Origin of the sequence: Agromyces sp. S2-1-8 (genome assembly GCF_021129215.1) — a bacterium.
GTDB classification, from domain to species: domain Bacteria; phylum Actinomycetota; class Actinomycetes; order Actinomycetales; family Microbacteriaceae; genus Agromyces; species Agromyces chromiiresistens.
Genome location: NZ_JAJOLP010000001.1, coordinates 3,960,281 through 3,986,714 on the forward strand (window position 1 = coordinate 3,960,281; position 26,434 = coordinate 3,986,714).

26 protein-coding genes are annotated in these 26,434 nt (G+C 71.8%); 11 read left to right on the top strand and 15 right to left on the bottom strand.

Going from position 1 to position 26,434, the window contains the following annotated elements; translation table 11 throughout:
• Window positions 1-43: 43 nt before the first annotated feature.
• The 3 genes from LR269_RS18005 to LR269_RS18015 all read right to left on the bottom strand — a co-directional run bounded on the left by LR269_RS18005 (window position 44) and on the right by LR269_RS18015 (window position 2,997).
• Window positions 44-778 carry a helix-turn-helix domain-containing protein gene (locus LR269_RS18005; RefSeq protein WP_231432127.1) on the bottom strand — a complete coding sequence of 245 codons (735 nt, stop codon included), beginning with the start codon at window positions 776-778 and terminating at the stop codon, window positions 44-46.
• A 10-nt stretch (window positions 779-788) separates the two neighbouring features.
• On the bottom strand, window positions 789-1,250 hold the full coding sequence (locus tag LR269_RS18010; protein WP_231432128.1) for a VOC family protein: 462 nt from the start codon (window positions 1,248-1,250) through the stop codon (window positions 789-791).
• Window positions 1,251-1,353: 103 nt separating this feature from the next.
• The gene (locus LR269_RS18015; protein WP_231432129.1) at window positions 1,354-2,997 is read right to left on the bottom strand and encodes a PucR family transcriptional regulator ligand-binding domain-containing protein; all 1,644 of its coding nucleotides are present in this window, start codon (window positions 2,995-2,997) and stop codon (window positions 1,354-1,356) included.
• A gap of 103 nt (window positions 2,998-3,100) precedes the next feature.
• Between LR269_RS18015 and LR269_RS18020 the strand changes: the two genes are divergently transcribed.
• The 3 genes from LR269_RS18020 to LR269_RS18920 all read left to right on the top strand — a co-directional run bounded on the left by LR269_RS18020 (window position 3,101) and on the right by LR269_RS18920 (window position 7,906).
• Window positions 3,101-4,651: a CoA-acylating methylmalonate-semialdehyde dehydrogenase gene (locus LR269_RS18020; RefSeq protein WP_231432130.1), complete on the top strand. Its 1,551-nt coding sequence runs from the start codon at window positions 3,101-3,103 to the stop codon at window positions 4,649-4,651.
• 32 nt (window positions 4,652-4,683) lie between these two features.
• Window positions 4,684-6,093 carry an aspartate aminotransferase family protein gene (locus LR269_RS18025; protein ID WP_231432131.1) on the top strand — a complete coding sequence of 470 codons (1,410 nt, stop codon included), beginning with the start codon at window positions 4,684-4,686 and terminating at the stop codon, window positions 6,091-6,093.
• Between the two features lie 238 nt (window positions 6,094-6,331).
• Entirely contained in the window at window positions 6,332-7,906 is a 1,575-nt protein-coding gene (locus LR269_RS18920) for an FAD-dependent oxidoreductase (RefSeq protein ID WP_275506254.1), read from the top strand.
• Here LR269_RS18920 and LR269_RS18035 read toward each other — a convergent pair.
• The 7 genes from LR269_RS18035 to LR269_RS18065 form a co-directional block, all read right to left on the bottom strand.
• Window positions 7,788-8,552: a Pr6Pr family membrane protein gene (locus LR269_RS18035; protein ID WP_231432132.1), complete on the bottom strand. Its 765-nt coding sequence runs from the start codon at window positions 8,550-8,552 to the stop codon at window positions 7,788-7,790. The genes LR269_RS18920 and LR269_RS18035 overlap by 119 nt on opposite strands.
• 43 nt (window positions 8,553-8,595) lie before the next feature.
• On the bottom strand, window positions 8,596-9,396 hold the full coding sequence (locus tag LR269_RS18040) for an amino acid ABC transporter ATP-binding protein (RefSeq protein ID WP_275506252.1): 801 nt from the start codon (window positions 9,394-9,396) through the stop codon (window positions 8,596-8,598).
• The gene (locus LR269_RS18045; protein WP_231432133.1) at window positions 9,383-10,045 is read right to left on the bottom strand and encodes an amino acid ABC transporter permease; all 663 of its coding nucleotides are present in this window, start codon (window positions 10,043-10,045) and stop codon (window positions 9,383-9,385) included. The genes LR269_RS18040 and LR269_RS18045 overlap by 14 nt, the downstream gene beginning before the upstream one ends.
• Window positions 10,046-10,147: 102 nt before the next feature.
• Entirely contained in the window at window positions 10,148-10,969 is an 822-nt protein-coding gene (locus tag LR269_RS18050; protein WP_231432134.1) for an amino acid ABC transporter substrate-binding protein, read from the bottom strand.
• 224 nt (window positions 10,970-11,193) lie between these two features.
• Window positions 11,194-12,732: an aldehyde dehydrogenase (NADP(+)) gene (locus LR269_RS18055; RefSeq protein WP_231432135.1), complete on the bottom strand. Its 1,539-nt coding sequence runs from the start codon at window positions 12,730-12,732 to the stop codon at window positions 11,194-11,196.
• A gap of 9 nt (window positions 12,733-12,741) precedes the next feature.
• Entirely contained in the window at window positions 12,742-13,938 is a 1,197-nt protein-coding gene (locus tag LR269_RS18060; RefSeq protein ID WP_231432136.1) for an acyl-CoA dehydrogenase family protein, read from the bottom strand.
• A 52-nt stretch (window positions 13,939-13,990) separates the two neighbouring features.
• Entirely contained in the window at window positions 13,991-15,157 is a 1,167-nt protein-coding gene (locus tag LR269_RS18065) for a CaiB/BaiF CoA-transferase family protein (protein ID WP_231432137.1), read from the bottom strand.
• A gap of 117 nt (window positions 15,158-15,274) precedes the next feature.
• Between LR269_RS18065 and LR269_RS18070 the strand changes: the two genes are divergently transcribed.
• Both LR269_RS18070 and LR269_RS18075 read left to right on the top strand, forming a co-directional pair.
• On the top strand, window positions 15,275-16,036 hold the full coding sequence (locus LR269_RS18070) for a FadR/GntR family transcriptional regulator (protein WP_231432138.1): 762 nt from the start codon (window positions 15,275-15,277) through the stop codon (window positions 16,034-16,036).
• Window positions 16,026-16,856, top strand: a complete 831-nt coding sequence (locus tag LR269_RS18075; RefSeq protein ID WP_231432139.1) for a cache domain-containing protein — start codon at window positions 16,026-16,028, stop codon at window positions 16,854-16,856. Before LR269_RS18070 ends, LR269_RS18075 begins: the two co-directional genes overlap by 11 nt.
• 5 nt (window positions 16,857-16,861) lie before the next feature.
• Here LR269_RS18075 and LR269_RS18080 read toward each other — a convergent pair whose 3' ends face one another.
• A complete protein-coding gene (locus tag LR269_RS18080) occupies window positions 16,862-17,974 on the bottom strand; it encodes a HAMP domain-containing sensor histidine kinase (protein WP_231432140.1) in 1,113 nt (370 codons plus the stop codon).
• A complete protein-coding gene (locus LR269_RS18085; protein WP_231432141.1) occupies window positions 17,971-18,681 on the bottom strand; it encodes a response regulator transcription factor in 711 nt (236 codons plus the stop codon). Before LR269_RS18085 ends, LR269_RS18080 begins: the two co-directional genes overlap by 4 nt.
• An 86-nt stretch (window positions 18,682-18,767) precedes the next feature.
• On the opposite strand from LR269_RS18085, the gene LR269_RS18090 reads away from it, so the two are divergent.
• The 3 genes from LR269_RS18090 (at window position 18,768) to LR269_RS18100 (ending at window position 21,876) form a co-directional block, all read left to right on the top strand.
• Window positions 18,768-19,415: a M15 family metallopeptidase gene (locus LR269_RS18090; protein WP_231432142.1), complete on the top strand. Its 648-nt coding sequence runs from the start codon at window positions 18,768-18,770 to the stop codon at window positions 19,413-19,415.
• Between the two features lie 165 nt (window positions 19,416-19,580).
• Window positions 19,581-20,945, top strand: a complete 1,365-nt coding sequence (locus LR269_RS18095) for an NAD-dependent succinate-semialdehyde dehydrogenase (protein ID WP_231432143.1) — start codon at window positions 19,581-19,583, stop codon at window positions 20,943-20,945.
• A 139-nt stretch (window positions 20,946-21,084) separates the two neighbouring features.
• Complete coding sequence (locus tag LR269_RS18100; protein ID WP_231432144.1) at window positions 21,085-21,876, top strand: tyrosine-protein phosphatase; 792 nt, start codon at window positions 21,085-21,087, stop codon at window positions 21,874-21,876.
• A 73-nt stretch (window positions 21,877-21,949) separates the two neighbouring features.
• On the opposite strand, the gene LR269_RS18105 is transcribed toward LR269_RS18100, so the two are convergent.
• Entirely contained in the window at window positions 21,950-22,321 is a 372-nt protein-coding gene (locus LR269_RS18105; protein ID WP_231432145.1) for an iron chaperone, read from the bottom strand.
• A gap of 148 nt (window positions 22,322-22,469) precedes the next feature.
• Between LR269_RS18105 and LR269_RS18110 the strand changes: the two genes are divergently transcribed.
• The 3 genes from LR269_RS18110 (at window position 22,470) to LR269_RS18120 (ending at window position 24,950) form a co-directional block, all read left to right on the top strand.
• The gene (locus LR269_RS18110) at window positions 22,470-23,999 is read left to right on the top strand and encodes an APC family permease (RefSeq protein WP_231432146.1); all 1,530 of its coding nucleotides are present in this window, start codon (window positions 22,470-22,472) and stop codon (window positions 23,997-23,999) included.
• Between the two features lie 120 nt (window positions 24,000-24,119).
• A complete protein-coding gene (locus LR269_RS18115; protein WP_231432147.1) occupies window positions 24,120-24,392 on the top strand; it encodes an acylphosphatase in 273 nt (90 codons plus the stop codon).
• Between the two features lie 198 nt (window positions 24,393-24,590).
• Window positions 24,591-24,950, top strand: a complete 360-nt coding sequence (locus tag LR269_RS18120) for an SPW repeat protein (protein WP_231432149.1) — start codon at window positions 24,591-24,593, stop codon at window positions 24,948-24,950.
• A gap of 102 nt (window positions 24,951-25,052) precedes the next feature.
• Here LR269_RS18120 and rplA read toward each other — a convergent pair whose 3' ends face one another.
• Together rplA and rplK are read right to left on the bottom strand one after the other, a co-directional pair.
• On the bottom strand, window positions 25,053-25,742 hold the full coding sequence (rplA, locus tag LR269_RS18125) for a 50S ribosomal protein L1 (RefSeq protein ID WP_231432150.1): 690 nt from the start codon (window positions 25,740-25,742) through the stop codon (window positions 25,053-25,055).
• 147 nt (window positions 25,743-25,889) lie between these two features.
• Entirely contained in the window at window positions 25,890-26,318 is a 429-nt protein-coding gene (rplK, locus tag LR269_RS18130) for a 50S ribosomal protein L11 (protein WP_149160049.1), read from the bottom strand.
• Window positions 26,319-26,434 lie beyond the last annotated feature (116 nt).

A 26,434-nucleotide genomic window follows, 5' to 3' on the forward strand; every position in this document is an offset into this window, starting at 1 on the left:
TCCGCAGGAAGGAGTTCTCCGTATCGCTTGGATAACGCCCGCCTCACGCGACCGCCGCGTCGGCCGCCCCCTGCGGCGGCCCCGCCGGCTCGATGCGGAACGTCTCGCTGAACCGCGCGAGCAGCTCGGCGTCACCTGCGAACGACTTCGACACGGATGCCTCGCCCGCCAGCAGTGCTCGCAGCCGGCCTGGTGCGAGCTCGAGTTCGAGCACGGCCTGCGGCACGGGCTCGAACGCCGATCGCCGGGGTTGCGGCAGGGCGCCGGGGCCGACGGGCGCGACGTCGAGCGTGCTGCCCACGACGATCGCCGACACCGAGACGACCACCGCGTCGGGAGCACTCTCGTCGGCCAGGTGCAGCACGTATTCCGTGGGCGGCATCGACGCCGCGGCATCCGGCCGGAATGCCGATCGCAGCGCGAAGGCGACGGAGTCGGCGCTCACCGTCTCGCCGTCTCCGGGGTCGCCGAGCACCGCCCAGCCCCAGCGTTCGAGCGCGGCGACGACGGGCGCGAGCTCACGCCCGAGGGGCGTGAGCTCGTAGCCGCCGCGCACCATCGGAACGCGCCGGATCACCCCCGACTCCCCGAGCTCGCGCAGCCGGTCGCTCAGGATGTTCGTCGGGATGCGCGGCAGCGACGCCTTGAGGTCGCTGTACCGCCGCGCGCCCCCGAGCAGGTCGCGGACGATGAGCAGCGCCCACCGTTCGCCGACCCGCTCGAGGGCCCGTGCCACGCCGCTGTACTGGCCGTAGCCGCGCGCGGCGCGCGTCGCCATGCGGGATGCCTCAGGCCGAGGCCGCGCCGCCGGCCGACGCCTGCTGCGCCAGGTACGCGTCGGGGCCCTGCTCGACGGCCGCCTGCTCCATGAAGAGGAACCCGAGGATGTTGCCGTCGGGGTCTTCGAGGTCGCGCGAGTACATGAACCCGTAGTCCTGCGCCTCGCGCGGCTCCGACCCGCCCGCTGCGAGGCCCTTGGCGAGCACCGCGTCGACTTCGTCGCGCGAGTCGCGGGTGAACGAGATGCTCGTCTGCGCCTGCGTCTTCGGGTCGATGATCTGCTTGTCGGTGAAGGTGCCGAGGTACTCGCGGGTGAGCACCATGAAGTAGATGTTCTCGTCGAGCACGACGCACGCGGCGTTCTCGTCGGTGAAGAGCGGGTTGATGCTGAAGCCGAGGGCCTCGTAGAACGCCTTCGAGCGGTCGAGGTCGGTCGTCGGCAGGTTCACGAAGATGCTGGTCGTGGTCATGATCTCCTCCATCGGGATCGTCGTTCGTTCGTGGGTTGCGAGACTCAGCTTGCTCTTAACAAGTTCACTTGTCAATAGCAAGTGAACACCGGTTCGCCGGTGCTCAGCGCGTCCCGCTGCGGCGCACGAGCAGGGCGAGATGCAGGGCCGTCAGCGTCTCGCCGTCGTCGAGGTCGACGTCGAGCAGGTCGCCGATGAGCGCGAGCCGCTGGTAGAAGACCGACCGCGACAGGTGCGAGGCCGACGCCGCCGCCGTGCGGTTGCCCGGGTGCGCGAGCGTCGCGCCCAGCACGTCGAGCAGGTCGCCGCCGCGGGCGAGGTCGTACTCGATGAGCGGGGCGAGCATCTGCTCGCTGTGCCGCTGCAACCGATGGTCGTCGCGCAGCGACGTCACGAGCCGCACGAGCGGACGGTTCTCGGCACGCCGCAGCACCGGCCCGCGACTCGGCCGGGCGCCCGGCGCCCGCGCCAGGTCGAGCGCCTCCTGCACCGAGCCCAGCAGGCCGTCGAGCCCGGTCGCGCGCGATCCGATGGCGATCACCATGCGTTCTGCGGATGCCTCGGAGCCGACGATCGCCCGCGCGAACCCGCGTGCCGCCTCGTCGTCGAGCACCGCCCGCTGGGGCAGGGAGACGAGCACGATCGTCGCGGGTGCAGCGCCGGTGGCCGTGCCGGCGAGCGCCCGCCCGCCGAGTTCGCGCGCCGCGGCGTCGACCGCGCGCGCCTCGATCGGGGCGCCGGTCGCGACGAGCCCGTAGAGTGCCGCCTGCTCGACGGGGAAGCCCGCCGCGACGAGCCGGCCGGCCGCGGCCGGCAATCCGGCGAACCGGCCGTCGAGCAGCGCGTCGATGAGCCGTTGGCGCCCCGCCCGCACCCACTCGTCGACCTCGATGCCGTCGGCGAGGCGACCGAGCGCGAGCGCGATCGCCCCCTGCTCGAGCACGCCCGTACGGCCGGCCGGATGCGGCGGGCCCGGCAGCGCGATGAGCCGCCCCCACCTGATGCCGCGCGCCTCGACCGGCACGATGAGCAGGGCGTCGTCGTCGTGGGCGTGCCGCGAACGGGTCTCCCAGTTCGCGAAGAGCTCGGCTTCGTCGCCGCCCGGCACCTCGGCGGCCACGACCTCGTGCGCGAGGTTCTCGAGCACGACGGGGGCGCCGAGGGTCTGCGCGAGCTGCTGCACGATGTAGTCGGCGGGCGAACCGCGAAGGCTCAGCGCCGTGAATCGCTCGCGCACCTCGTCGCGCGCGCGGAGTGCGGCGGTCTGCTCGGAGATGATGCGGCTGTGCACCGCCTCGGTGAGGGCGACGAACTTGACTTCGCGATGCAGCGCGACGAGCGCGAGGCCGTGCTCCTGCGCCGTCTCGACGACGACGGCCGGCACGTACCGGTAGTGCGCGCCCAGCTCGAGCACGAGGCCCGAGAGTCCCGCGTCGACGAGCCCGCGCACGAAGGCCGAGAGCTCGTCGGGCTCGGTGGGCCACCCGGAGCCCGTCGACAGGAGCAGCTCGCCGCCGTCGAGGAGTCGCGCCACTCCGGCGCTGTCGGAGACGTGCGCCCAGCGCACGGGGGCCTCGAGGGCCTCGCCGCCGACCAGCACCTCGGGCACCCCGTCGGCGAACGCCTGGAGCCCGACGATCTCGCGAACGGTCGGCATCGCCGCCCCGTCGCCGACCGCCGGCATCACCGGGCTCTGACCCGTCGGACGATCCGTTCGGATCGCCTCATCTTCGCGACGAACTGCCATCGCTCCGCTCACTTCGCCTCTGCAACACTTGGAAACAGAAGCTTAGCCGAGCATCGGGCATTCTGTCCGACCCGGCCCCGCACGACCAGCTGAAGGAGCTGCGATGAGCATCACGGAGACGGCCTCGTCACCCACCACGACCCCCGAATCGCGCGTGATCGGACACTGGATCGACGGCGCGCTGCGCACCTCGACCTCGGGCCGCACCGCACCGGTGTACAACCCCGCCACCGGTGCCGTGCAGGCCGAGGTCGCCCTCGCCGACCAGGCCGAGATCGACGCGGCGATCGCGTCGGCCGTCGCCGGCTTCAAGGTCTGGTCGGAGTACTCGATCGCGAAGCGCCAGGCGGTGCTGTTCTCGTTCCGCGAGCTGCTCAACTCGCGCAAGGGCGAGCTGGCCGCCATCATCACCGCCGAGCACGGCAAGGTCCTCTCCGACGCCGCGGGCGAGATCGCCCGTGGGCAGGAGGTGGTCGAGCTCGCGACCGGCTTCCCGAACCTCATCAAGGGCGCGTTCAGCGAGAACGCCTCGACCGGCATCGACGTGTACTCGATCAAGCAGCCGCTCGGCGTGGTCGGCATCATCAGCCCCTTCAACTTCCCGGCCATGGTGCCGATGTGGTTCTTCCCCATCGCGATCGCCGCGGGCAACGCCGTCGTGCTGAAGCCCTCCGAGAAGGACCCGTCGGCTGCGCTCTGGCTCGCCGAGCTGTGGAAGGAGGCCGGCCTGCCCGACGGCGTGTTCACCGTGCTGCAGGGCGACAAGGAGGCCGTCGACGGCCTGCTCACCTCCCCCGACGTGCAGTCGATCTCGTTCGTCGGGTCGACGCCGATCGCGCAGTACATCTACGAGACGGCCTCGAAGCACGGCAAGCGCGTGCAGGCGCTCGGCGGGGCGAAGAACCACATGCTCGTGCTGCCCGACGCCGACCTCGACCTCGCCGCCGACATGGCGATCAACGCGGGCTACGGCGCCGCGGGCGAGCGCTGCATGGCGATCTCGGTCGTGCTGGCCGTCGAGCCGGTCGCCGACGAGCTCATCGAGAAGATCACCGAGCGCATCGGCAAGCTGAAGATCGGCAACGGCGCGGGCGTCGACGGCGTCGAGCCCGACATGGGCCCGCTCATCACCGACGTGCACCGCGACAAGGTGTCGTCGTACGTCGACATCGCCGAGGCCGACGGTGCCGCGGTCGTCGTCGACGGCCGCGGATTCACCGTCGACGGCCACGAGGACGGCTTCTTCTTCGGCCCCACCCTGCTCGACCGCGTGCCGACCACGTCGCGCGCCTACACCGAGGAGATCTTCGGCCCGGTCCTGTCGATCGTGCGCGTCGAGACCTTCCAGGAGGGCGTCGACCTCATCAACTCGGGCCAGTTCGGCAACGGCACCGCGATCTTCACCAACGACGGCGGTGCGGCCCGTCGCTTCCAGAACGAGATCGAGGTCGGCATGATCGGCATCAACGTGCCGATCCCCGTGCCCGTCGCCTACCACTCGTTCGGCGGCTGGAAGCAGTCGCTCTTCGGCGACTCGAAGGCGTACGGCGCGCACGGCTTCGACTTCTTCACCCGCGAGAAGGCCATCACGAGCCGCTGGCTCGACCCGGCCACCCACGGCGGCATCAACCTGGGCTTCCCCCAGAACCACTGAGTCCCGGCGAACGACTGAACGAGGCATCCGAAATGACCGACACCCTCACCGACGGGCCCGCCTACACCGACCGCCAGGGGTCCGTGCACCAGCTCCCCGACCCCGCCGCCGACGCGCAGGTGCGCGCCGACGACCGGGCCCACGTGTTCCACTCGTGGAGCGCGCAGGCCCTCATCGACCCGCTGCCCGTCGCGGGTGGCGCCGGCGCCACCTTCTGGGACTACCAGGGCGACGAGTACCTCGACTTCTCGTCGCAGCTCGTGAACCTGAACCTCGGCCACCAGCACCCCGACCTCGTGACGGCGATCCAGCAGCAGGCGGCCCGCCTCGCGACGATCCAGCCGTCGATGGCGTCCGACGTGCGCGGCGAACTCGCGCGCCGCATCGCCGAGGTCGCCCCCGGCGACCTCGACAAGGTGTTCTTCACGAACGGCGGCGCCGACGCGAACGAGTACGCGGTGCGTCTCGCACGCGGCGTCACCGGTCGTCGCAAGGTGCTGTCGATGTACCGCAGCTACCACGGCGGCACCGCGACCGCGATCTCGCTCACGGGCGACCCGCGCCGCTGGGCGAACGAGCCGAGCGACGGCAGCGTCGCGCACTTCTTCGGCCCGTACGAGTACCGCTCGTCGTGGGGCGCGACGACCCCTGCCGAAGAGGCGCAGCGCGCGCTCGCGCACCTCGAGCAGGTCATCGTGCTCGAGGGCGCGTCGACGATCGCCGCGATCATCATGGAGACGATCGTCGGCACCAACGGCGTGCTCGTGCCGCCGCCCGGCTACCTCGAGGGCGTGCGCGCGCTGTGCGACAAGTACGGCATCGTGTACATCGCCGACGAGGTCATGGTCGGCTTCGGCCGCGTCGGCGAGTGGTTCGCCGTGAACCACTTCGGCGTCACTCCCGACCTCATCACCTTCGCGAAGGGCGTGAACTCGGGCTACGTGCCGCTCGGCGGCGTCGTGATCTCGCAGAAGATCGCCGCGCACTTCGACACGGTCGCGTTCCAGGGCGGGCTCACGTACTCGGGCCACCCGCTCGCGTGCGCCCCGGGCGTCGCGACGTTCGAGGTGTTCGAGCGCGACGGCATCCTCGAGCGCGTGCGCGACCTCGGCGAGCGCGTCGTCGGCCCGCGCCTGCGCGAGATCGCCGCGAAGCACCCGTCGGTCGGCGAGGTGCGCGGCCTGGGCCTCTTCTGGGCCATCGAGCTCGTGAAGGATGCCTCGACCCGCGAACCGCTCGTGCCGTTCAACGCCGCCGGCGCCGACGCGGCGCCCATGGGCGCCGTCGCAGCCGCGTGCAAGCAGGCCGGACTGTGGCCGTTCATCCACTTCAACCGCATGCACGTCGCACCGCCGCTCGTGATCAGCGAGGAGGAGCTGGTGCGCGGCCTCGACATCATCGACGAGGCGCTCACCGTCGCCGACGGCCACGTCACCGCGTGACCGAACCCGGTCGGTCGAGGAGCGAAGCGCATCGAGACCACCGCCCCGGATCGCCTGCATCTGCATGGATGCGGGCGATCCGTCGTTCTGCGGAAAGTTGCAGGACCATTCGGCCGGCACCGCCCACGAGCGGGGTGGTCGTCTCCTGATCCTGCAGCTTTTCGGCGAGCACGTCTCCGCACGCGTCCTCCTTCGTCGGGCGCTCCTCGATGAGCCGACACCCGGATAGCCTGAGAGCATGCGTGAGCGAGGCGGCGGGGGCGGCGTGAGCCGGCGCGGGTTCCTCGCCGCGGCGCTTTCCGGCACCGCCGCCGTCGTGCTCGCGAGCTGCACCGGGCCCGAGCCGAAGCCCTCCCCCACTCCCACTCCCACTCCGACGCCGACGACGCCCGCCCCGACCGCGACGCCCGGCGGCGTGCCGCTGCCGACGGCGATGCGCCGCTCGCGCTGGGCGGCCGACCCGTTCGCCCGCGGAGCATTCGGCTTCCGCGCCGTCGACACCACGCCCGGACTGCGCGAGGCGCTCGCCGAACCCGTCGGCGACCGGCTCTGGTTCGCCGGTGAGGCCTGTTCGCCCGATGCCCCCGGCACCCTGCACGGCGCACTGCGCTCGGGCGTGGATGCGGCAGCCTCCCTCATGGCCGTGTCCGAGCCCGGCGAACGCGTCGCCGTGATCGGCGCCGGCCTCGCCGGTCTCGCCGCCGCCCGCGAACTCGATCGCGGCGGTTTCGAGGTCATCGTGGTCGAGGCGCGCACGCGGATCGGCGGACGCATCGAGACCGTCGGCGACGACGCCTTCGGGCGGCCGGTCGAGCTCGGCCCGCTCTTCGTCGGCGACGACGCCGCGCTCGCGCGGCTCCTCGACGAGGCATCCGTCACGACCGTGCCGTTCACCGCACGCACCGAGACCCGCTCGCTCGACGGGCGCACCGTCGCGGTGCCCGCGACCGGCCCCGACGCGGTGGCCGCCGCGCACGCGTGGGCGGCTGAGCAGCCCGACGACGTCTCGCTCGCCGCCGCGCTCATGGGCGCCGGCGAACTCCCGCCGAAGGACGGCGACACCGACGGCGTCGACGCCGGCGAGTGGCTCAGCCACACGGTGCGCACCGGCGTCGAACCCTTCACCGGGGCCGGCTCGACGGTGGTCTCCGCGAACACCGATTTCGCCGCGCTCGCCGCGACCCCGCGCAGGCTCATCACCGGGCGGCTCTCCGACGTCGCCGACCTGCTCGCCGAGGGCCTCGACATCGCCGTCGGCAGCGCGGTCACCCGCCTCGCCGCGACCGATCGCCGCGTCTCGCTGCGGCTCGACTCGGGCGAGTCGGTGTCGGCCGACCGGGCCGTCGTCGCCGTGCCGCTCGGCGTGCTGCAGTCCGACGCGTTCGAGTTCGACCCGCCGCTGCCCGCGGGGCACCGCCGCGCGCTCGACGAGCTCCGCACGGGCGCGGTCGACCTCGTCTGGCTGCGCTTCGACGAGGCGTTCTGGCGACCCGAGCAGCCCGGATCGGGCGAGACGACGGGCGACGCCTCCGCCTCGGCGCCCGACCTCTACACCGTCGTCGGCGTCGGCACCCAGGTCTCCGCCTGGATCGACCTCGGTGCCGCGAACGGCTATCCGAAGCCCGACCCTGCCGAGGTCGACGGCGGCGAGGCGACCGGCCCCTTCGGCGGCGGCCCGCCCGTGCTCGTCGGCATCATCGCTGCCGCGCAGGCTCGCCTGCTCGACGACCTCGACGACCAGGCGTTCCAGTCCGCGGTGCTCGACGACCTCGCTCCCTTCGCGACCGCCCCGCCCGCTGCAGCCACCGGTTGACCGCGACGAGCCCCGCCGTGAGCGTCACGAAGATCACGAGCACGAGGGCGCAGTAGAGCGCGACCCCGACCGGTCCGCCGACCTGCGCCTCGTCGAGGAAGAAGTACGGGTACCAGCCGACGTCGGCGCCGCGGGCGAGCGTGTAGACGAGCCACGCCGACGGATACACCAGCACCCACCCCACCGTCGACCACGGCACGGGCGGGTTGACCGCGATGATGCTGTCGGCCGTCCATGCGATCACGGCGAGGGCGGGCACGACGAAGTGCAGCAGCGTGTCGGACCAGGGCACGTCGACCCGGTAGTCGTGCGTCGACGCCTGCGTCACGATGAGCGCGAACACGATGCCCGAGACGAGCACGTACACCGTCACCATCGTGCGGACGATGCCGAGCCACGGCGGGTCGCGCGGCGCGAGCAGGGCGAACGCCCCGGCCACGCCGAGCGTCGCGACCGCCGCGAACGCCGACTGCACGGTGAAGTAGCTGAAGAAGTTCGCCGTCGCGAAGAAGCGGAAGCCCAGCACGTACTGGAAGTTGCCGATGAGCGCGATCACCTCGAGCGCCGCGATGAGCAGCCGGAAGACGCCGAGCGCGCGACGCGCGCGCACCACCCCCGGTCCGTTCGGGGCGGGCGAGCCGGGCATGCCTCCACGCTAGCCCGCCGTCGCCCGACCGGCCGACGCCGGCTCAGTCGAGCGGCCGCAGGATGCGCTCGAGGAACCGCTTGGTGCGCGGCTCGCGCGGGTTCGAGAACAACTCCTTCGGGGCGCCGCGCTCGACGACGACGCCGCCGTCCATGAACATGACCTCGTCGGCGGCATGCCGCGCGAAGCCGAGCTCGTGCGTGACGACGACCATCGTCCAGCCCTCGTCGGCGAGCTCCTTGATGACCTGCAGCACCTCGCCCACCAGTTCGGGGTCGAGCGCGCTCGTCGGCTCGTCGAAGAGCAGCAGCTGCGGCTTCAGCGCGAGCGCGCGCACGATGCCGACCCGCTGCTGCTGCCCGCCCGACAGCTCGAACGGGTAGGCGTCGCGCTTCTCGGCGAGGCCGACGCGTTCGAGCAGTGCGGATGCCTCGGCCACCGCCTGCTCGCGCGGCACCTTCTGCACGCGCAGGGGCCCCTCGATGACGTTCTGCAGCACCGTCATGTGCGGGAACAGGTTGTGCTGCTGGAACACCATGGCCGAGCGGTCGCGCAGCGCGTACCGCTCGGACTTCGAGATCGGCTTCGAGAAGTCGAGCGAGGGTCCGCCGGCGATCGACACGGTACCGCCGTCGGGCGTCTCGAGGCCGTTGAGCGAGCGCAGCACGGTCGTCTTGCCCGAGCCGCTCGGGCCGATGAGCACCACGACCTCGCCGCGGCGCACCTCGAGGTCGATCGAGCGCAGCACCTCGTTGTCGCCGAACGACTTGCGGATGCCTCGGGCCTCGAGCAGCACGCTGTCGTCGGGCGTCTCGACGGGGGCGAGCGGGTCAGTGGGCGACATAGCGGTCCAGCCTCTTCTCGACGAGGTTCTGCGCGCCCGAGAGCACGAAGCAGAAGATCCAGTAGATGAGCGCCGCCTCCATGTAGATGAGGAGGAACTTCTGGCTGAACGCCGCGATCTCCTGGGCGACCCGGAACATCTCGGTCACGAGGATGGTCGAGGCGAGCGACGTGTCCTTCACGAGCGAGATGAAGGTGTTCGAGAGCGGCGGCACCGAGACGCGCGCCGCCTGCGGCAGGATGAGCCGCCGGAGCGTCGTGCCGGGCGACATGCCGATCGTGTACCCGGCCTCCCACTGCCCCTTCGGCACCGAGAGGATCGCCGCCCGGATCACCTCGGCAGCGTACCCGCCGACGTTGAGCGAGAACGCGATGATCGCGCTCGGCCACGGGTCGATCGTGATGCCGACCGACGGCATGCCGTAGAAGATCACGAAGAGCTGCACGAGCAGCGGAGTGCCGCGGATCGCCGAGATGTAGAACCGTGCGATGCCGTTCAGCACCCGGTTCTTCGAGATGCGCATGAGCGCCATGCCGAGCGCGATCACGAGACCGAGCGCGAACGACGCCAGCGCGAGTGGGATGGTGCCGGTCAGCCCTCCGAGCAGGAGTGGCCAGAACGAGTCGAGTACGAGCTGCCAGTCGGGCATCGCTTCACCGCCTTCGAAGTACGGCGGATGCCGCGTCACCCCATGATTCCACTCGGGAACCGGGGGCGGAACGCGACATCCGCCGGATCGTGCAGAGCGTCGTTACTGCGAGACGTCCTCGCCGAAGTACTTCTCGCCGAGCTCGGCGAGCACGCCCTCCTCGCGGAGCTCCGCGAGGGCGCCGTCGACGGCCTTCACGAGGGCGGCCTTGTCCTTGGTGAACGCCAGCGCGCTCTCACTCGGGTCGGTCTCGGCCGCGACGGCGAGCTTCGCGTCGGGGGTCTGCTTGACGTAGTCGAGGTAGGTGAGCTTGTCGTTCACGGTCGCGTCGACGCGGCCCTGCTGGAGGAGGGCGACGGCCTGCGCCCAGCCCTCGACGGCCTCGACGTTCGCGCCCGCGTCGACCGCGAGCTGGTAGAAGTTGCTCGTGAGCGACTGGGCGGTCGTCTTGCCCTTCAGGTCGTCGAAGCTCGTGATCGACGTGTCGCCCTCGTTCACGACGACGACGCTCGGCGAGACGGTGTACGGCGTCGAGAAGAGGTAGCTCTCCTCGCGCTCGGGGTTGATCGAGACCTGGTTCGCGATCACGTCGAAGCGGCCCGCGTCGAGGCCCGCGAAGATCGCGTCCCACTGGGTCTCCTGGAACTCGACCTTCAGGCCGAGCTTGTCGGCGACGGCCTCGGCCACCTCGACGTCGTAGCCGACGAGGTCGCCGGCACCGCCCTCGTGGTAGGTGAACGGCTTGTACGTGCCCTCGGTCGCGACCGTGAGCGTGCCCGGGGTCACGAGCCCGTACTCGTCGCCCTTGCCCGAGGCGTCGTCGCTCGACGCCGGGGCACCGCTCGAGCACGCTGCGAGCGCGACGACGGCGAGGGATGCGGCCGCGAGGCCGAGCAGGGTGCGGGCGCGAGGGGCGCGTGACATGTGGTGCTCCGTTCGTGGGGAGGGGTGCGACCGCGAGTCTGCGGCGTCGATGCGGTCGAGTCCATCACGACACCGACCGCAAGGTGAAACGGCGTTACCCCGCGTTGCATTCCCACCCGGCGTCGGGCGAGCAGCGTGCGACGAAGGCGGGCGCCACTCGGGACCACGCGCCCGGTGGTCTCGATGCGATCCTTCGTCGCTGGGTTCGATCGGGCGCTGCGCGCCTACTCGACCCGGCGCTCGACCGACGAGCTCGGAACGACGAGCGCACCGTCCTCGCGGCGGGGCACGCCGAGCGGGTTGCCGTCGGCGAGCTCGGGCGGCAGCACCGCGGCGGGGGCGTCCTGCCAGGTCGCCGGGGTCAGCCAGCGGCGGATCGCCGTCGCCCCGACCGACGTGTGCACCGACGCGGTCGTCGCGGGCCAGCCGCCTCCGTGGTGCTGACCCCACGCGATCGCGACGCCAGTCGGCCAGCCGTTGAAGACGAGGCGGCCTGCGACGCGCACGAGGCGGTCGGCGAGCGCGGCGACGTCTTCGCCGGGCGCGTGCTGGATCGATGCCGTGAGCGAGCCCTCGAGCACGTCGAGCGCGGCGGCGAGCTGCTCGTCGGAGCCGTACCGCACGAGCACGGTGAGCGGCCCGAAGCACTCCTCGAGGAACGTCTCGTGCGCGGCGACGAACGCACCCGCCGTGGTCGCGACGACGACCGGCGCCGCGATATCGGCGGCACGCTCCCCCGCGAACACGACCTCAGCGTCGTCGCGCTCCGCGAGCGCGCCCGAGCCCCGGTCGAACGCGGCGGCGATGCCGTCGGTGAGCAGGCGCTGCGGAGCGGCCGCGCCGAGCGCGTCGACGAGCGCCGCCTCGAACCCGGCGCCCTCGGGCACGAACACGAGGCCGGGCTTGGTGCAGTACTGCCCGCCGTCTCGCGTGAACGAACCCGCGAGGCCCGCCGCGACGCCCGCGACCTCGGCAGGCGTCGCAACCGCGGCGCGCGTCACGACGACGGGGTTGATCGAGCCGAGCTCGCCGTAGAACGGGATGGGCGCGGGCCGGCCGTTCGCGAGATCGAACAGCGCCCGACCGCCGCGCGTCGAGCCGGTGAAGCCGACCGCGGTCACCCGCGGGTGGGCGACGAGCTCGGTGCCCTGCTCCATGCCCTCGACGAGCTGCAGCGCGCCGACGGGCCCGCCCGCCGACGAGAGCGCCGAACGCGCGATCTCGGTGATCCGGCGCGAGAGCCGCGGGTGCCCGGGGTGCGCCTTCACGACGACGGGGCAGCCGGCCGCGAGCGCCGAGGCGGTGTCGCCGCCGAGCACCGAGAACGCGAACGGGAAGTTCGACGCCGCGAACACGGCGACGACGCCGAGCGGCCGCAGCATGCGCCGGAGCTCGGGCCGCGGCGGCACGAGCGACGGGTCGGGCGAATCGATCGTCGCCTCGAGGTACGACCCCTCGTCGACGACGTCGGCGAAGAAGCGCAGCTGCGTCGCCGTGCGGGTGACCTCGCCGTTCAGGCGCGCCGCCGAGAGGTGGGTCTCCTCCGCGGCGAGCGCGACGAGCTCGTCGCGGTGCGCCTCGACGCCGTCGGCGATCGCGCGCAGCCAGCGGCCTCGATCGGCGCGGGTCGCGACATCCAGCCCGGATGACGCGGCGAGCGTCACCGCCAGCTCGACCTCGTTCGCCGCCGTCAGTCCGACCCGGTCGTCACCGAGCGCCCGCTCGCCGCGCGGCGCGATGCCCGAGGCATCCGTGTTCGTCATCGCCGGCCCCTAGAACGCGTTGAGGCCCGTGAGGGCGCGACCGAGGATCAGCTGGTGGATCTCGTCGGTGCCCTCGTACGTGCGCACGGACTCGAGGTTGGCCGCGTGCCGCATGACCGGGAACGCGTTCGTGATGCCGTCGCCGCCGAGGATCGTGCGCGCCTGATGGGCGATCTCGAGCGCCTCGCGCACGCTGTTGAGCTTGCCGACCGAGATCTGCGCCGGCGTCAGCGTGCCGGCCTCCTTGAGGCGGCCGAGGTGCAGGGCGAGCAGGGTGCCCTTCTCGACCTCGAGGAACATGTCGGCGAGCTTCGCCTGCGTGAGTTGGTTGGCGCCGATCGGCTTGCCGAACACCTCGCGCGTGATCGACCGGTCGAGGGCGACCTCGAGACACGAACGCGCGGCGCCCATCGCACCCCAGACGATGCCGTAGCGGGCCTCGTTGAGGCAGCCGAACGGGCCCGACAGCCCGGCCGCGCCCGGCAGGATCGCGTCGGCCGGCAGGCGTACGCCGTCGAGATCGATGTCGCACTGCACGCTCGCACGCATCGACAGCTTGCCGTCGATCGCAGTGGCGGTGAAGCCGGCGGTCGAGGTCGGCACGATGAAGCCGCGAACCGCGCGCGCGCCCTCGCCGTACTCGCCCGACGGGTCCTCGACGCGCGCCCACACGACGGCGACGTCGGCGAGCGCGGCGAGGCCGATCCAGCGCTTGGCGCCGTCGATGACCCACTCGTCGCCCTCGCGGCGGGCGACCGTCGACATCGCGGCGGGGTCGCTGCCGCCCTGCGGCTCGGTGAGCGCGAAGCATCCCACGAGCTCGCCGGCGGCCATGCCGGGCAGCCACTGCTGCTTCTGCTCCTCCGAGCCGTACTTGTAGATGGCGCTCATCGCGAGCGAGCCCTGCACCGACACGAAGGTGCGCCAGCCCGAGTCGGCGGCCTCGAGCTCGAGGCAGACCAGGCCGTACGCGACGGCGCCGGCCCCGGCGCATCCGTAGCCCTTCAGGTGCATGCCGAGGAAGCCGGCCGCGCCGAGCTCGGGGATGAGCTCCTTGCGGAAGTGCTTGTTCTCGAAGTCCTCCTCGATGATCGGCAGGATGCGCTCCTGCGCGAACCCGCGGGCCTTCTGCTGCCAGCCGCGCTCCTCTTCCGTGAGCAGCGCGTCGAAGTCGAAGACCTGGTCGATGCGGGGTGCGGTCGTCATGGGGGTTCCTCTCGGTGGGTCGCGGTGGTCGGGCAGCGCTCGCGCGCTGGGGCTATTCGGCGGGCCCGCGCCAGTCGGCACCGGAGTGCTCGTCGAGCGCGGGCGGCGGGGTCAGGTAGCGGGGGGATGACTCGGCGAGCCCGATCGGGTTCGCCACGGTGCGGCTGTGCCCGAGCTCGACGACGGGGTCGAGGCCGAGCGCGTCGGCGAAGGCGATCGCCTCGGCGACGTCGTTGACGAGCCCGGCGGGCACTCCGGCGGCGCTGAACGCCTCGACCCAGTGCGCGGCCGGCGCGGTCGCGAGGGCCGCCTCGAGCTCGGCGCGCAGGTGGTCGCGGTGGGCGACGCGCGCCTCGTTGGTCGCGTACCGCACGTCGGCGGCGAGCGACGCCGCCTGCGGGGATGCCTCGGCGAGCAGCCCTACGAGCGCGCCGAACTGCTTGTCGTTGCCGACGGCGATGACGAGGTCGCGATCGGCCGCCGGGAAGACGGCGTACGGCGCGATCGACGGATGCGCGTTGCCGAGCCGGCGCGGTGCCCGCCCGGTCGCGAGCGTCGAGCCCGCCTGGTTCGTGAGCGCGGACAGCAGGCTCTGCAGCAGGTTCACCTCGACGAGCTGGCCTCGGCCGGTGCGGTCGCGCTCGCGCAGCGCGAGCAGGATGCCGGCGAGCGCGTTCTGCGCGCACAGCACGTCGACGAGCGCGACACCGGCCTTCGCGGGCTCGCCGTCGGGCTCCCCCGTGATCGACATGAGGCCGCCGACTGCCTGCACGAGCAGGTCGTAGCCGGCGAGCGCCGCCCCCTCGCCCGCGCCGAAGCCGGTGATCGAGCAGTAGACGACGCGGGGGTTCAGGGCGCGCACCTCGTCGTAGGAGAGCCCGAACCGCGCCATCACGCCGGGCCGGAAGTTCTCGATCACCACGTCGGCCGATGCCGCGAGCCGGCGCGCCTCCGCGGCATCCGCCTCATTCGTGAGGTCGAGCGCGACCGAGCGCTTGTTGCGATTGACGCTGCCGAAGTACGTGGCCATGCCGCTCGCGTCGACGGGCGGCCTCCAGTGCCGGGTGTCGTCGCCGGCCGGCGGTTCGATCTTCACGACGTCGGCGCCGAAGTCGGCGAGCATCATGGTCGCGTACGGGCCGGCGAGCACGCGGGAGAAGTCCGCGACGCGCAGCCCGTCGAGCACGCCTCGGGTCGTCGCCTCGGGTCGCTCGCTCATGATCCATCCGCCTTCGCATGTGCCCGGCCGGTCGGCCGCACGTTCATTCATCCTATAGTGAATCTTTTTTGCGCGCGCCGCCACTCGGCCGCCGCACCCTCGACTATCGTGAACCCCATGGAATCGAGGGTGGGCCCGGGCGCACGCGAAGCCGTGTTCGCCCAGCTCGCCGATGCGGGTCGTGCCGAGCAGGTCGCGCAGCGCCTCACCGACGGCATCGTGCTCGGAGTGCTCGACCCCGGTGAGCGCCTGCCGAGCGAGCCCGAGCTCGCCCGCCGCTTCGGCGTCGCCCTCATCACCGTGCGCGAGGGCCTCGGCATCCTCCGCGAGGCCGGGCTCGTCGAGACCCGCCGCGGCCGCGACGGCGGCAGCTTCGTCGTGCACGACGACGCCGAGCACCGCACGATCATCACCGCACGCCTGCGCGCGCTCGCTCAGGTCGAGCTCAGCGACATGACCGTGTACTTCGGCGCGATCCTCGCGGGCGTCGCCGAGCGGGCGGCCGAACGCGCCTCCGACGCCGACGCCGAGCGCCTCGCCGGCTGGCTCGACGCGGCCGACTTCGGGGCGGCCGCGTCGGCCCGCACCAATCAGGGCGGGTTCTTCCTCGAGCTCGCCGTGCTCAGCCAGTCGGCGCGGCTCGTGCGCGAGCAGATCCGCCTGCAGGCCGAGTTCGGCCCCCTGCTGCTGCTCGGTCTCGACGACGACCGGGAGCGCGTGGACGCCTCGGCGGCGAACCGCCGCATCGTCCGCGCGGTCGCCGCCCACCGGCCCGCGAAGGCGCGCGAGGCGGCCGGCGCCCTGGTCGGCTCGCTCGCGACCCACCTGCTGCAGGCGAAGGCCCGCGTCGAACGAGGAGGTGCCCTCGATGAGCGCTGACCACGACCGCTCGCCGAGCCCGTCGAGGCGCGGCGCCCGCGAGGCCGCCGACGCCGTCGCCCGGCTCTTCGACGGTGCCTTCGACCTGCTCGCCGAGTGGCGCTCGCCCATCGAGCAGGCGATCGCGCCCGGCATCCGCGCCGTCGCCGACCGCACCGCGCTGGAAGCCGAGCGCGCCGGCCGGCCGGGCGAGCGGCCCGCCGCCGACGCCGCCGTCGGCGAGGTGCGCCCCGCCGAGCTCGACCAGGTCGTGGCCGGACTCGTGCTGCCGCGCCTGACCGAGCCCGAGGCCCTCCTCGTCGGCGCCGGGTTCATCGCCGACGGCGAGATCGTGCGCGGGCGCGACGTGCACTTCGCGTGGTGGCTCGGGCCGCTCGACGACAACCCAGTGCTCGGCTCGACCGACGCCCCCACCCGCCTCGACCTGTCGACGCGCGGGTACACCGAGTACCTCCGCGACTTCCGCGCGCTCGAGTGGTACCGCATCCCGGCGACGACGCGGCACGCGCACGTGACCGGCCCCTACGTCGACCACCTGTGCACGTGCGACTACATCCTCACGCTCACGATGCCCGTGCACGCCCCCGACGGCGAGCGCATGGTCGGCGTCGTCGGCGCCGACATCTCGGTCCGCCGCCTCGAGCAGGAGCTGCTCCCCCGCTTCCTCGCGGTCGACGCCCCGCTCGCCCTCGTGAACGCCGACGGTCGCGTCGTGCTGTCGACCGACCCCGCACTGCAGGTCGGTCAGCTCGCGGATGCCTCCGCCGCGGCATCCCTCGAATGCCCGGGCACCCCGTTCCGGGTGCTCGTCGGCGACTAGCCCCGTCAGGCGCCCGATCGCGAGCCGTCGCCGACGGCACCGTCGGGCGCGGCCGGCAGCCGCACGACGACCCGCAGGCCTCCGCCGGGTCGCGCCTCGATCACGAGCGCTCCGTCGTGCGCCTGCACGATGCTCTTGACGATCGCGAGCCCCAGCCCGACGCCGGCGTGGTCGTCGCGGATGCGCTCGGTGCCGCGCTGGAACGGCTCGGTGAGGGTCGCCACCGACTGCGGGCTCAGGTGCGGACCGGTGTTCTCGACCGTGAGCGCGACCGAGTCGGTCGCGGCGGCCGTGTCGATCCGCACGGTGCCGCCCTCGGGGACGTTGTGGACGATCCCGTTGTGCACGAGGTTCGTCGTCAGCTGCAAGAGGAGCGCCGGCGACCCGAGCGTCGGTGCGACGTCGCCCGCGGCCTCGATGCCGACGCCGCGCGCCTCGGCGATCGGGAGGAGCGTCTCGACGGCCTCCTCGGCGAGCAGCGACAGGTCGACCCGCTCGCGGCTGAACGAGCGGCGGTCGGCGCGGGTGAGCAGCAGCAGCGCCTCGGTGAGGTCGATCGCGCGGGCGTTCACGATGCGGAGGCGTTCGAGCAGCACGTCTCGGTCGGCCGCCGGATCGTCGGCGACGTCGAGCAGGGTCTGCGTGATCGCGAGCGGCGTGCGCAGCTCGTGCGAGGCGTTCGCGGCGAAGCGCTGCTGCTCGGCGACGTGCGCCTCGAGCCGGGCGAGCATGTCGTCGAAGCTGTCGGCGAGCTCGCGGAACTCGTCGCGGCGGCCCTCCATCTCGATGCGGTGGCCGAGCGCCCCGGTCGCGGTCTTGCGGGTCGCCCTCGTGATGCGCGTCAGCGGCGCGAGCATGCGGCCGGCGAGCACCCAGCCGCCGAGCAGCCCGAACACGAGCAGGAAGAGCAGTGCCCAGCTGACCGCGGGTGCGAACGCGCGCACGAGGTCGTCGCGACCCGGCATGAACCCCTCGCGCGTCGCGACCGCGTCGGCGGGCACGTACCGCAGCAGGTAGGCCCACACCACCGCGAGCAGCAGGGCACCGGCGACCATGAGGAAGCCCGCGTAGCTGAGGGCGAGCTTGAGCCGGACGCTCATGCCCGGTGCGCGCGTCACGATCGCCGCTCCCCCGCCCCGGTCCCGCCGGTATCGTCCGCACCGCCGCCGACGTCGATGCGGTAGCCGACGCCCGGCACCGTCGCGATGACCCACGGTTCGCCGAGCCGCTTGCGCAGCGCCGAGACGGTGATGCGCACGGCGTTCGTGAAGGGGTCGGCGTTCTCGTCCCACGCCCGCTCGAGCAGCGCCTCGGCACTGACGACGCCGCCCTCCGCGGCGACGAGCACCTCGAGCACCGCGAACTGCTTCCTCGTGAGTGCCACGTACCGTCCGTCGCGGTAGACCTCCCGGCGGAAGGGGTCGACGCGCAGGCCGGCGATCTCGCGCACCGGCGGCCTGGCGTGCGCGCGCCGCCGGTCGAGCGCCCGCAGCCTGAGCACGAGCTCCTTCAGCTCGAAGGGCTTCGTGAGGTAGTCGTCGGCGCCGAGCTCGAAGCCGGTGGCCTTGTCGTCGATGCGGTCGGCCGCGGTGAGCATCAGGATCGGCATGCCGCTGCCCGAGGCGACGATGCTCCGGGCGATCTCATCGCCCGAGGGCCCCGGAACGTCGCGGTCGAGCACGGCGATGTCGTAGGCGTTGACGCTCAGCAGCTCGAGCGCGGTGTCGCCGTCGCCCGCGAGGTCGGCGGCGATCGCCTCGCGGCGGAGCCCGTCGCGGATGGCCTCGGCCATGAAGGGCTCATCTTCGACGACCAGTACCCGCATGCCCCCATGCTAGGAGCGAGCGCATATCGCCGGCGTATCGGATTCCGCAGACGCTCTCGCAACACCGCGCCGCCTTGACTGGCCGCATGCACTCCCAGCGATCAGCTTCAGCGCGTCGGCGCCGCGTCCGGCGGGCCCGACGTGCCTTCGCGGCGCTCGTCGTCGCCCTCGCAGTCGTCGCCGCCGCAATGGCCGGCAGCCTCGTCATGCAGTCGATCTCCTCATCGGCCCAGCCCGTCGGCGGCGGGCACGACGCGGCATCCACGGGCGACGGCGGCGACGCGACGGGCGAAGCCGCCGGCGACCTCCCCGACGGCGCCACGCCCTTCGACGAGTACCCGGCGATCACCCGCCTCGACCCGGCGCTCCTCGACGCCCTGCGCCGGGCCGCGACGGATGCCGCGGCCGAGGGCATCGAGTTCCGCGTCAACAGCGGCTGGCGCTCACCGGCGCATCAGAACCGCCTGCTCGACGAGGCCGTCGCCGAGTACGGCTCGGAGACCGAGGCGGCGCGCTGGGTCGCGCCGCCCGAGAAGTCCGCCCACGTGTCGGGCGACGCCGTCGACCTCGGCGACTACGACGCCGTCGACTGGCTCGCCGAGCGCGGGGAGGCCTACGGACTGTGCCAGGTGTACGACAACGAGGCCTGGCATTTCGAGCTGTTCGCCGATGCGCCGGACGTCGGCTGCCCCGGCAAGTACTTCGACCCGACCGAGGATCCGCGCATGCAGTGAGCGCGAGGCTGGGCATCCCCTGCGACCGGGTCGAGAAGAATCATCCGTTGTTATATCTTTGACGACGAGCGTCTGCACCGCGGCATGCGCCCAGCCTTCGACAGGCCAGGACCCTCCGACAAGCTCAGGGAACATCCCGCGGTGCACCCGAGAAGGAGAAACCCCATGCCCTATGCCGTGACCAATCCCGCCACCGGCGAGGTCGTCAAGAGCTTCGACACCATCACCGACGACGGTCTGCAGGCCGCGATCGCCTCGGCCGCCGAGGCGCACCGCACCTGGTCGAAGAACTCGACGGTCGCCGAGCGCGCCGCCCTCATCCGCCGCGTCGCCGAACTGCACAACGAGCGCGCGCAGGAGCTCGCCGAGATCATCGTCCGCGAGATGGGCAAGCCCATCGAGCAGGCCGTCGGCGAGGTCGAGTTCGCCGCCGCGATCTACGAGTACTACGCCGACAACGCCGAGTCGCTGCTCGCCGACGAGAAGATCGACCTGCTCGCGGGCGAGGGCTCGGCCCTCATCCGCCGCTCGTCGCTCGGCGTGCTGCTCGGCATCATGCCGTGGAACTTCCCGTACTACCAGGTCGCCCGGTTCGCCGGCCCGAACCTCATCATCGGCAACACGATCCTGCTGAAGCACGCCGAGCAGTGCCCCGAGTCGGCCGCCGCGATGGAGCAGATCTTCCTCGACGCCGGCTTCCCCGAGGGCGCCTACGTCAACATCTACGCGTCGCACGCGCAGATCGAGACCGTCATCGCCGACCCGCGCGTGCAGGGCGTCTCGCTCACCGGCTCCGAGCGCGCCGGTGCGATCGTCGCCGAGATCGCCGGTCGCCACCTCAAGAAGGTCGTGCTCGAGCTCGGTGGTTCCGACCCCTTCATCCTGCTCTCGACCGACGACCTCGACGCGACCGTCGACGCCGCCGTGCTCGCCCGCGTCGACAACAACGGCCAGGCCTGCAACGCGGCCAAGCGCTTCATCGTCGTGGAGGACCTCTACGAGCCGTTCCTCGAGAAGTTCACCGCCAAGATGAACGAGGTCGAGGAGGGCGACCCCTCGAAGGAGGGCACCGCCCTCGGCCCGCTCTCGTCGGCCAAGGCCGCCGAGGGGCTCGCCGAGCAGGTCTCGCGCGCCGTCGCTCAGGGTGCGACCCTGCACTCGGGCGGCACCAAGAACGGCAACTACTACTCGGCGACGATCCTCACCGACGTCAAGCCGGGCTCCGACGCCTTCCACGAGGAGTTCTTCGGCCCGGTCGCGCAGGTCTTCAAGGTCGCCGACGAGAACGCCGCCGTCGAGCTCGCGAACAACACCCCGTTCGGCCTCGGCTCGTACGTGTTCACGACCGACCAGGACCAGGCGCTCCGCGTCGCCGACAAGATCGAAGCCGGCATGGTCTTCGTCAACCTCGTCGCGGCCGACGGCGCCGAGCTCCCCTTCGGCGGCGTGAAGCGCTCGGGTTCGGGCCGCGAGCTCGGCCGCTTCGGCGCCGACGAGTTCGTCAACAAGAAGATGATCCGCATCGGCTGATCACCCGATTCGCATGAAATCCGGATGCCTCGGGGCCACGTGCCCCGAGGCATCCGTCGTCTCCCGCCCGGGTGTCGCTAGGATGCCGAACGGCGGTCGCCTTTCGCGTCGCCGCAACGCTGCACGAACTGGGGGAACTGTGAGCATCGACGGCCTGGTCAACTTCCGCGACACGGGCGGCATGCCGCTGCAGGGCGGCGGCACGACGCGAAGCGGCGTGCTCTTCCGCTCCGCCGCACTCTCCGCGCTGAGCGCGCAGGGGCTCGACGAGCTCGCGGCGACGCAGGTCGGCGTGATCGTCGACTTCCGCACGCCCGCCGAGCGCGAGTCAGCACCCGACCTCGTGCCCGACTCGCGCCCGTTCTCGGTCGTCGACCTCTCGATCCTCGAGGGCGCCGTCGCCGATTCGATGCAGCAGCTCATGAAGGGCGGGGCCCCGTCGGCCGCCGAGACGACGGCCGCCATTCCGTCGCTCGGCGACCTGTACGTCGGCATGCTGCAGCACGGCGGCGCGGCGTTCGCGCGCGTCGCCCGGCTCATCGCGGCGTCGAACGACGCCGCACCCACGGGCGTGCTCGTGCACTGCACCGCCGGCAAGGACCGCACCGGCGTCGCGACGGCGCTCATGCTCGACGCCGTCGGGGTGGAGCGCGACGCGGTCGTCGCCGACTACGCGGCATCGCAGGCCAACCTGTCGGGCGCGTGGGCCGACGGCATGCTGCACATGGTGGCCTCGTTCGGCATTCCGCTGACCCCCGAGCTCGAGACGCTCGTCACCGGCACCCCGCCCGAGGCCATCGAGGCCGCCCTCGGCTGGATCGACCGCGAGCACGGCGGCGCAGCCGGATATCTCGGCGCCGCGGGCCTCGCCGACGACGAACTCGGCGCGCTGCGCGCCCGCCTCACCGCGGAGGTCGCCGAGGCCGCGTAGACGAGGTCGACCGACCCCGCAGAGACGGGGTCGACCGACGGATGCCCGGGCGAGCGCCCGGGCATCCGTCGTCTCAGCGCCGCTTCTTGTCGAGCTGCGCGTCGATCTGCGCGATGCGCTCGCCCAGGATCCGGCGCAGCAGGTCGTCGGGCACGGGATGCTGCGCCGTGAACTGGAGCGCACCCGGCGACCAGTTCAGTCCGGCGGCGTCGAGTTCGGTCGCGAGGCCCGGCAGGATCTGCCCGCTGAACGGGTAGAGGCCCAGGTGCTTCTTGGCCTCGAGCGCCGCGACGAGCGCCTTGCCGCGGTGCAGCAGGGCCGGCATGCCGTAGCTCTCACCCTCGGTCGCGTCGGGCGAGAGCCCACGCGCGACGGCGATCACGTGCTCGAGCGCGACGCGGTTCTCACCGTCGATCGCGGCCAGGTAGTCGGTGACGGTTCCCATGTCGGCATCCTGCCACGGCGCCCCGGCGGAGGCATCCCGATTAATCATCTAGTGCTATAGCTTTACTGCCGCAGGTATGGCTAAGCTGTCCCGGTACCGTGCGCCCGAGGGGGGCGGGCGCGAGATCAGCGTCGATCGAAAGGGCGACATGTCGCAAGAAACCACCCCGCCGAACCACCTCGGCGACGACGAGCACCTCGGGGTCCTCGGCTACGAGGGCTCCTTCAACCGCTCGATGAGCCTCTGGGCGAACTTCGCGCTCGGCTTCACCTATCTCTCTCCCCTCGTGGGCGTGTACTCGCTGTTCGCGCTCGCCCTCTCGGTCGGCGGTCCGCCCTCGATCTGGTGGATCGTCATCGTCGGCGCCGGGCAGCTGCTCGTGTCGCTCGTGTTCGGCGAGGTCGTCTCGCAGTACCCGATCCACGGCGGCATCTACCCGTGGGCCCGGCGGCTCTGGGGTCGTCGCTACGCCTGGATGGCCGCATGGGTCTACATCTGGGCCATGATCGTCACGATCACCGCGGTGTCGGAGTACGGCTCGGGCTTCCTCGCGAGCCTGCTCGGCATCGAGATCACGCCGATGTCGACGCTGCTGCTCACGCTCGGCCTGCTCGTGCTCGCCCTGGTCTTCAACTTCTCGGGCACGAAGACCCTCGCCCGGGTCGCGCAGATCGGCCTCGCCGCCGAGCTCGTCGGCGTCATCGGCGTGGGCCTGTACCTCCTGATCTTCCAGCGCAAGCAGGAGTTCAGCGTGTTCTTCGACACGATGGGCGTCGAGGGCGACGGCAGCTACGCGGCGGCGTTCCTCGGCGCCGCGCTCGCGGGCCTCTTCCTCTTCTACGGATTCGAGGCCTGCGGCGATGTCGCCGAAGAGGTCGCGAACCCGGCCCGCCGCATCCCCAAGGCGATGATCATGACGATCCTCGTCGGCGGCGTCTCGGCGCTCTTCTCCTTCGGCGGTTACGTGCTCGCCGCGCCCGACCTCGCGTCGATCGTCGCCGGCGACGACATGGACCCGATCCCGGGCATCCTCGAGGCGACCCTCGGCCCCGTCGGTGCGAAGGTCTTCCTCGTGGTCGCGGTCACCGCGTTCATCAGCTGCGTGCTGAGCCTGCAGGCCGCCGCGAGCCGTCTGCTCTACTCGTTCGCCCGTGACGGCATGATCCCGGGCCACCGCTGGCTCTCGAAGGTCTCGCCCCGCAGCAAGGTGCCGACGAACGCCCTCATCGTCGCGTGCACGATCCCGGTCATCCTCGCGGTGCTCATCTACTTCGAGGCGACACTGCTCACCGCCGTGACCTCGTTCGCGGTGCTCGGCATCTACGTCGCGTTCCAGATGGTCGTGCTCGCGGCCCTGCGCCAGCGACTCAAGGGGTGGAAGCCGGCCGGCCCGTTCTCGCTCGGCGGACTCGGCCTGATCGTGAACATCGTCGCCCTCGCCTACGGTGTCTTCGCGATGATCCTGCTCGCGATGCCGGGAACGAGCGGCACGTTCTTCACCGACTGGATCGTGCTCATCGGCCTCGGCGTCGTCGTCGTGAGCGGCCTGCTGTATCTCTTCATCGCCCGCCCCGACCGCAAGTCCGACGCCCCGGCGGGCGATGCGATCGCGGTCGCCGACGAGATCCGCGCCCGCACCGGCGCCGTCGCCGCGGTGAACGCCCCGACGGCGGGCTGACCTCCGCCCGCTCCTCCACTCCGGGGGTGCATCTCCGCCGTGCCCAGGCCGTTCGAGGGCTCGAATCAGCGGGAAGCACCCCCGGAGTGCGTTCGCTCACCGCGCGTGTATGGTGAGCGGGTGATCCGTCGGCACGTCATCGTGAGCGGCGCCGTGCAGGGCGTCGGCTACCGCTACCTCGCACGCAAGCACGCCGAGCGCCTCGCGATCACCGGCTGGGTCCGCAACCTGCCCGACGGCACCGTCGAGGCCGAGGTGCAGGGGCCGTCGCGCGCGGTCCGCGAGATGATCCGGCGGCTCGAGCAGGGCCCGCCCGGCTCGCAGGTGACCGGCGTCGCGGTCGACGAACTCGAGCCCCGCGACGACGACGATGGCTTCCTCATCGTGCGGTGACCCACGATCGAGCGGGCCGAGCCCGCTCGTCGAGGGCCCGACGCCGAGCCGGGGTGTCCTGCTCGCGGCCGGCGCCGCGCACGAGGCATCCCGGGGCGTCTCGACGCCGCTCGAGACATATTGACCGGACGATCGGTCGGGAATACCGTTGAATCGACCCCCTGATCGGGAGCCACCACCTTGAGGAGGCTGGTTTCTATGAAGAAGTGGACTCGCTGGGAGGACTGGGTCGCGATCGCCGCGGGTGCAGCCGCGATGATCTCGACGCTGTTCGTTCCCCCGATGGGCGCCTCGGTCGCCCTGATGCTCGTGCTGGGCGCCCTGCTGGTCGTCTCCGGAGTCGTGAACCTCGCCGCACCCGGCCTCGTCGCGATGGAGTACATCCAGGCTGCACTCGGCGCGCTGCTCCTCATCTCGCCGTGGATGGGCGGCTACGCCGACCCCATGACGTTCGGGGCCGCCTGGATGTCGTGGATCTGCGGTGCGGTCGCGCTCGTCGCCGCCGTGCTCGCCATCCGGCCCAGCATGCAGGCGCACCACGACGCGCTCCCGCACTGACCCGACCGCTCCCGAGAGGGAACGACGAAGGCCCCGCCGGCGAACCGGCGGGGCCTTCGTGGATCTCGAGACGCGCCGTGCGCTCCTCGATCACCGAGTGGGTCAGATGGCGTTGACGTCGAGCGGGATGCCGGGGCCGAACGTGGTCGACACGGCGCCCTTCTGGATGTAGCGGCCCTTCGAGCTCGACGGCTTGAGACGCATGACCTCTTCGAGGGCGGCCTTGAGGTTGTCGTCGAGCTGCTCGGCCGAGAACGACGACTTGCCGACGACGAAGTGCACGTTGGCGTGCTTGTCGACGCGGAACTCGATCTTGCCGCCCTTGATGTCGGAGACGGCCTGGCCGACGTTCGGGGTGACCGTGCCGGTCTTCGGGTTCGGCATCAGGCCGCGCGGGCCGAGCACCTTGCCGAGACGGCCGACCTGGCCCATGAGCTCGGGGGTCGAGACGGCCGAGTCGAACGCGGTGTAGCCCGCGGCGACCTTCTCGATGAGCTCGGCGCCGCCGACCTCGTCGGCGCCGGCCGCGATGGCGGCCTCGGCCGCGGGGCCCGTCGCGAAGACGATGACGCGGGCGGTCTTACCGGTGCCGTGCGGGAGGATGACGGTGCCGCGCACCATCTGGTCGGCCTTGCGGGGGTCGACGCCGAGCTTCAGCGCGACCTCGACGGTCGAGTCGAACTTCGCCGAGCCGGTCTGCTTCGCGAGCGCAACCGCGTCGGTCGGGGTGTAGTACTTGCCGGCCTCGATCTTCTCGGCCGCGGCCCGGTAGGCCTTGGACTTCTGTGCCATGTTGGTTCTCCTTGCGAGAGTGTGGTCATCGCGCCTGGCGGGCGCTGCCACGAATGAGAGTTCTGAAGACGGATGCCTCGGCCGAGGCATCCTGCCCCGGTGGTCGAGTCGCGCGAAGCGCGGAACGAGACCCCGGGACGACCGGCCTTATTCGACCGTGATGCCCATCGAGCGAGCGGTGCCCGCGATGATCTTCGACGCGGCGTCGAGGTCGTTCGCGTTGAGGTCGACCATCTTCTGCTCGGCGATCGCGCGGACCTGGTCCTGCGTGAGCTTGCCGACCTTGGTCGTGTGCGGGACGCCCGAGCCCTTGGCGACGCCGGCGGCCTTCTTGATGAGCTCGGCGGCGGGCGGGGTCTTCAGGACGAAGGTGAAGGAGCGGTCCTCGTAGACCGTGATCTCGACGGGGATCACGTTGCCGCGCTGCGACTCGGTCGCCGCGTTGTAGGCCTTGCAGAACTCCATGATGTTCACGCCGTGCTGACCCAGCGCCGGACCGATGGGCGGTGCGGGGTTGGCGGCGCCGGCGTTGATCTGAAGCTTGATCAGACCAGTGACCTTCTTCTTCGGTGCCATGATTTCTCTCTTTCTGTTCGAACGCCCTGGCGGGCACTCTCCCGTCGCTCCGGCGGTTCCGGAGGGCGGTGGTTCGTGCGGGTTCGGCGGGGCCGAACGCAGCACAACCCTCCGAG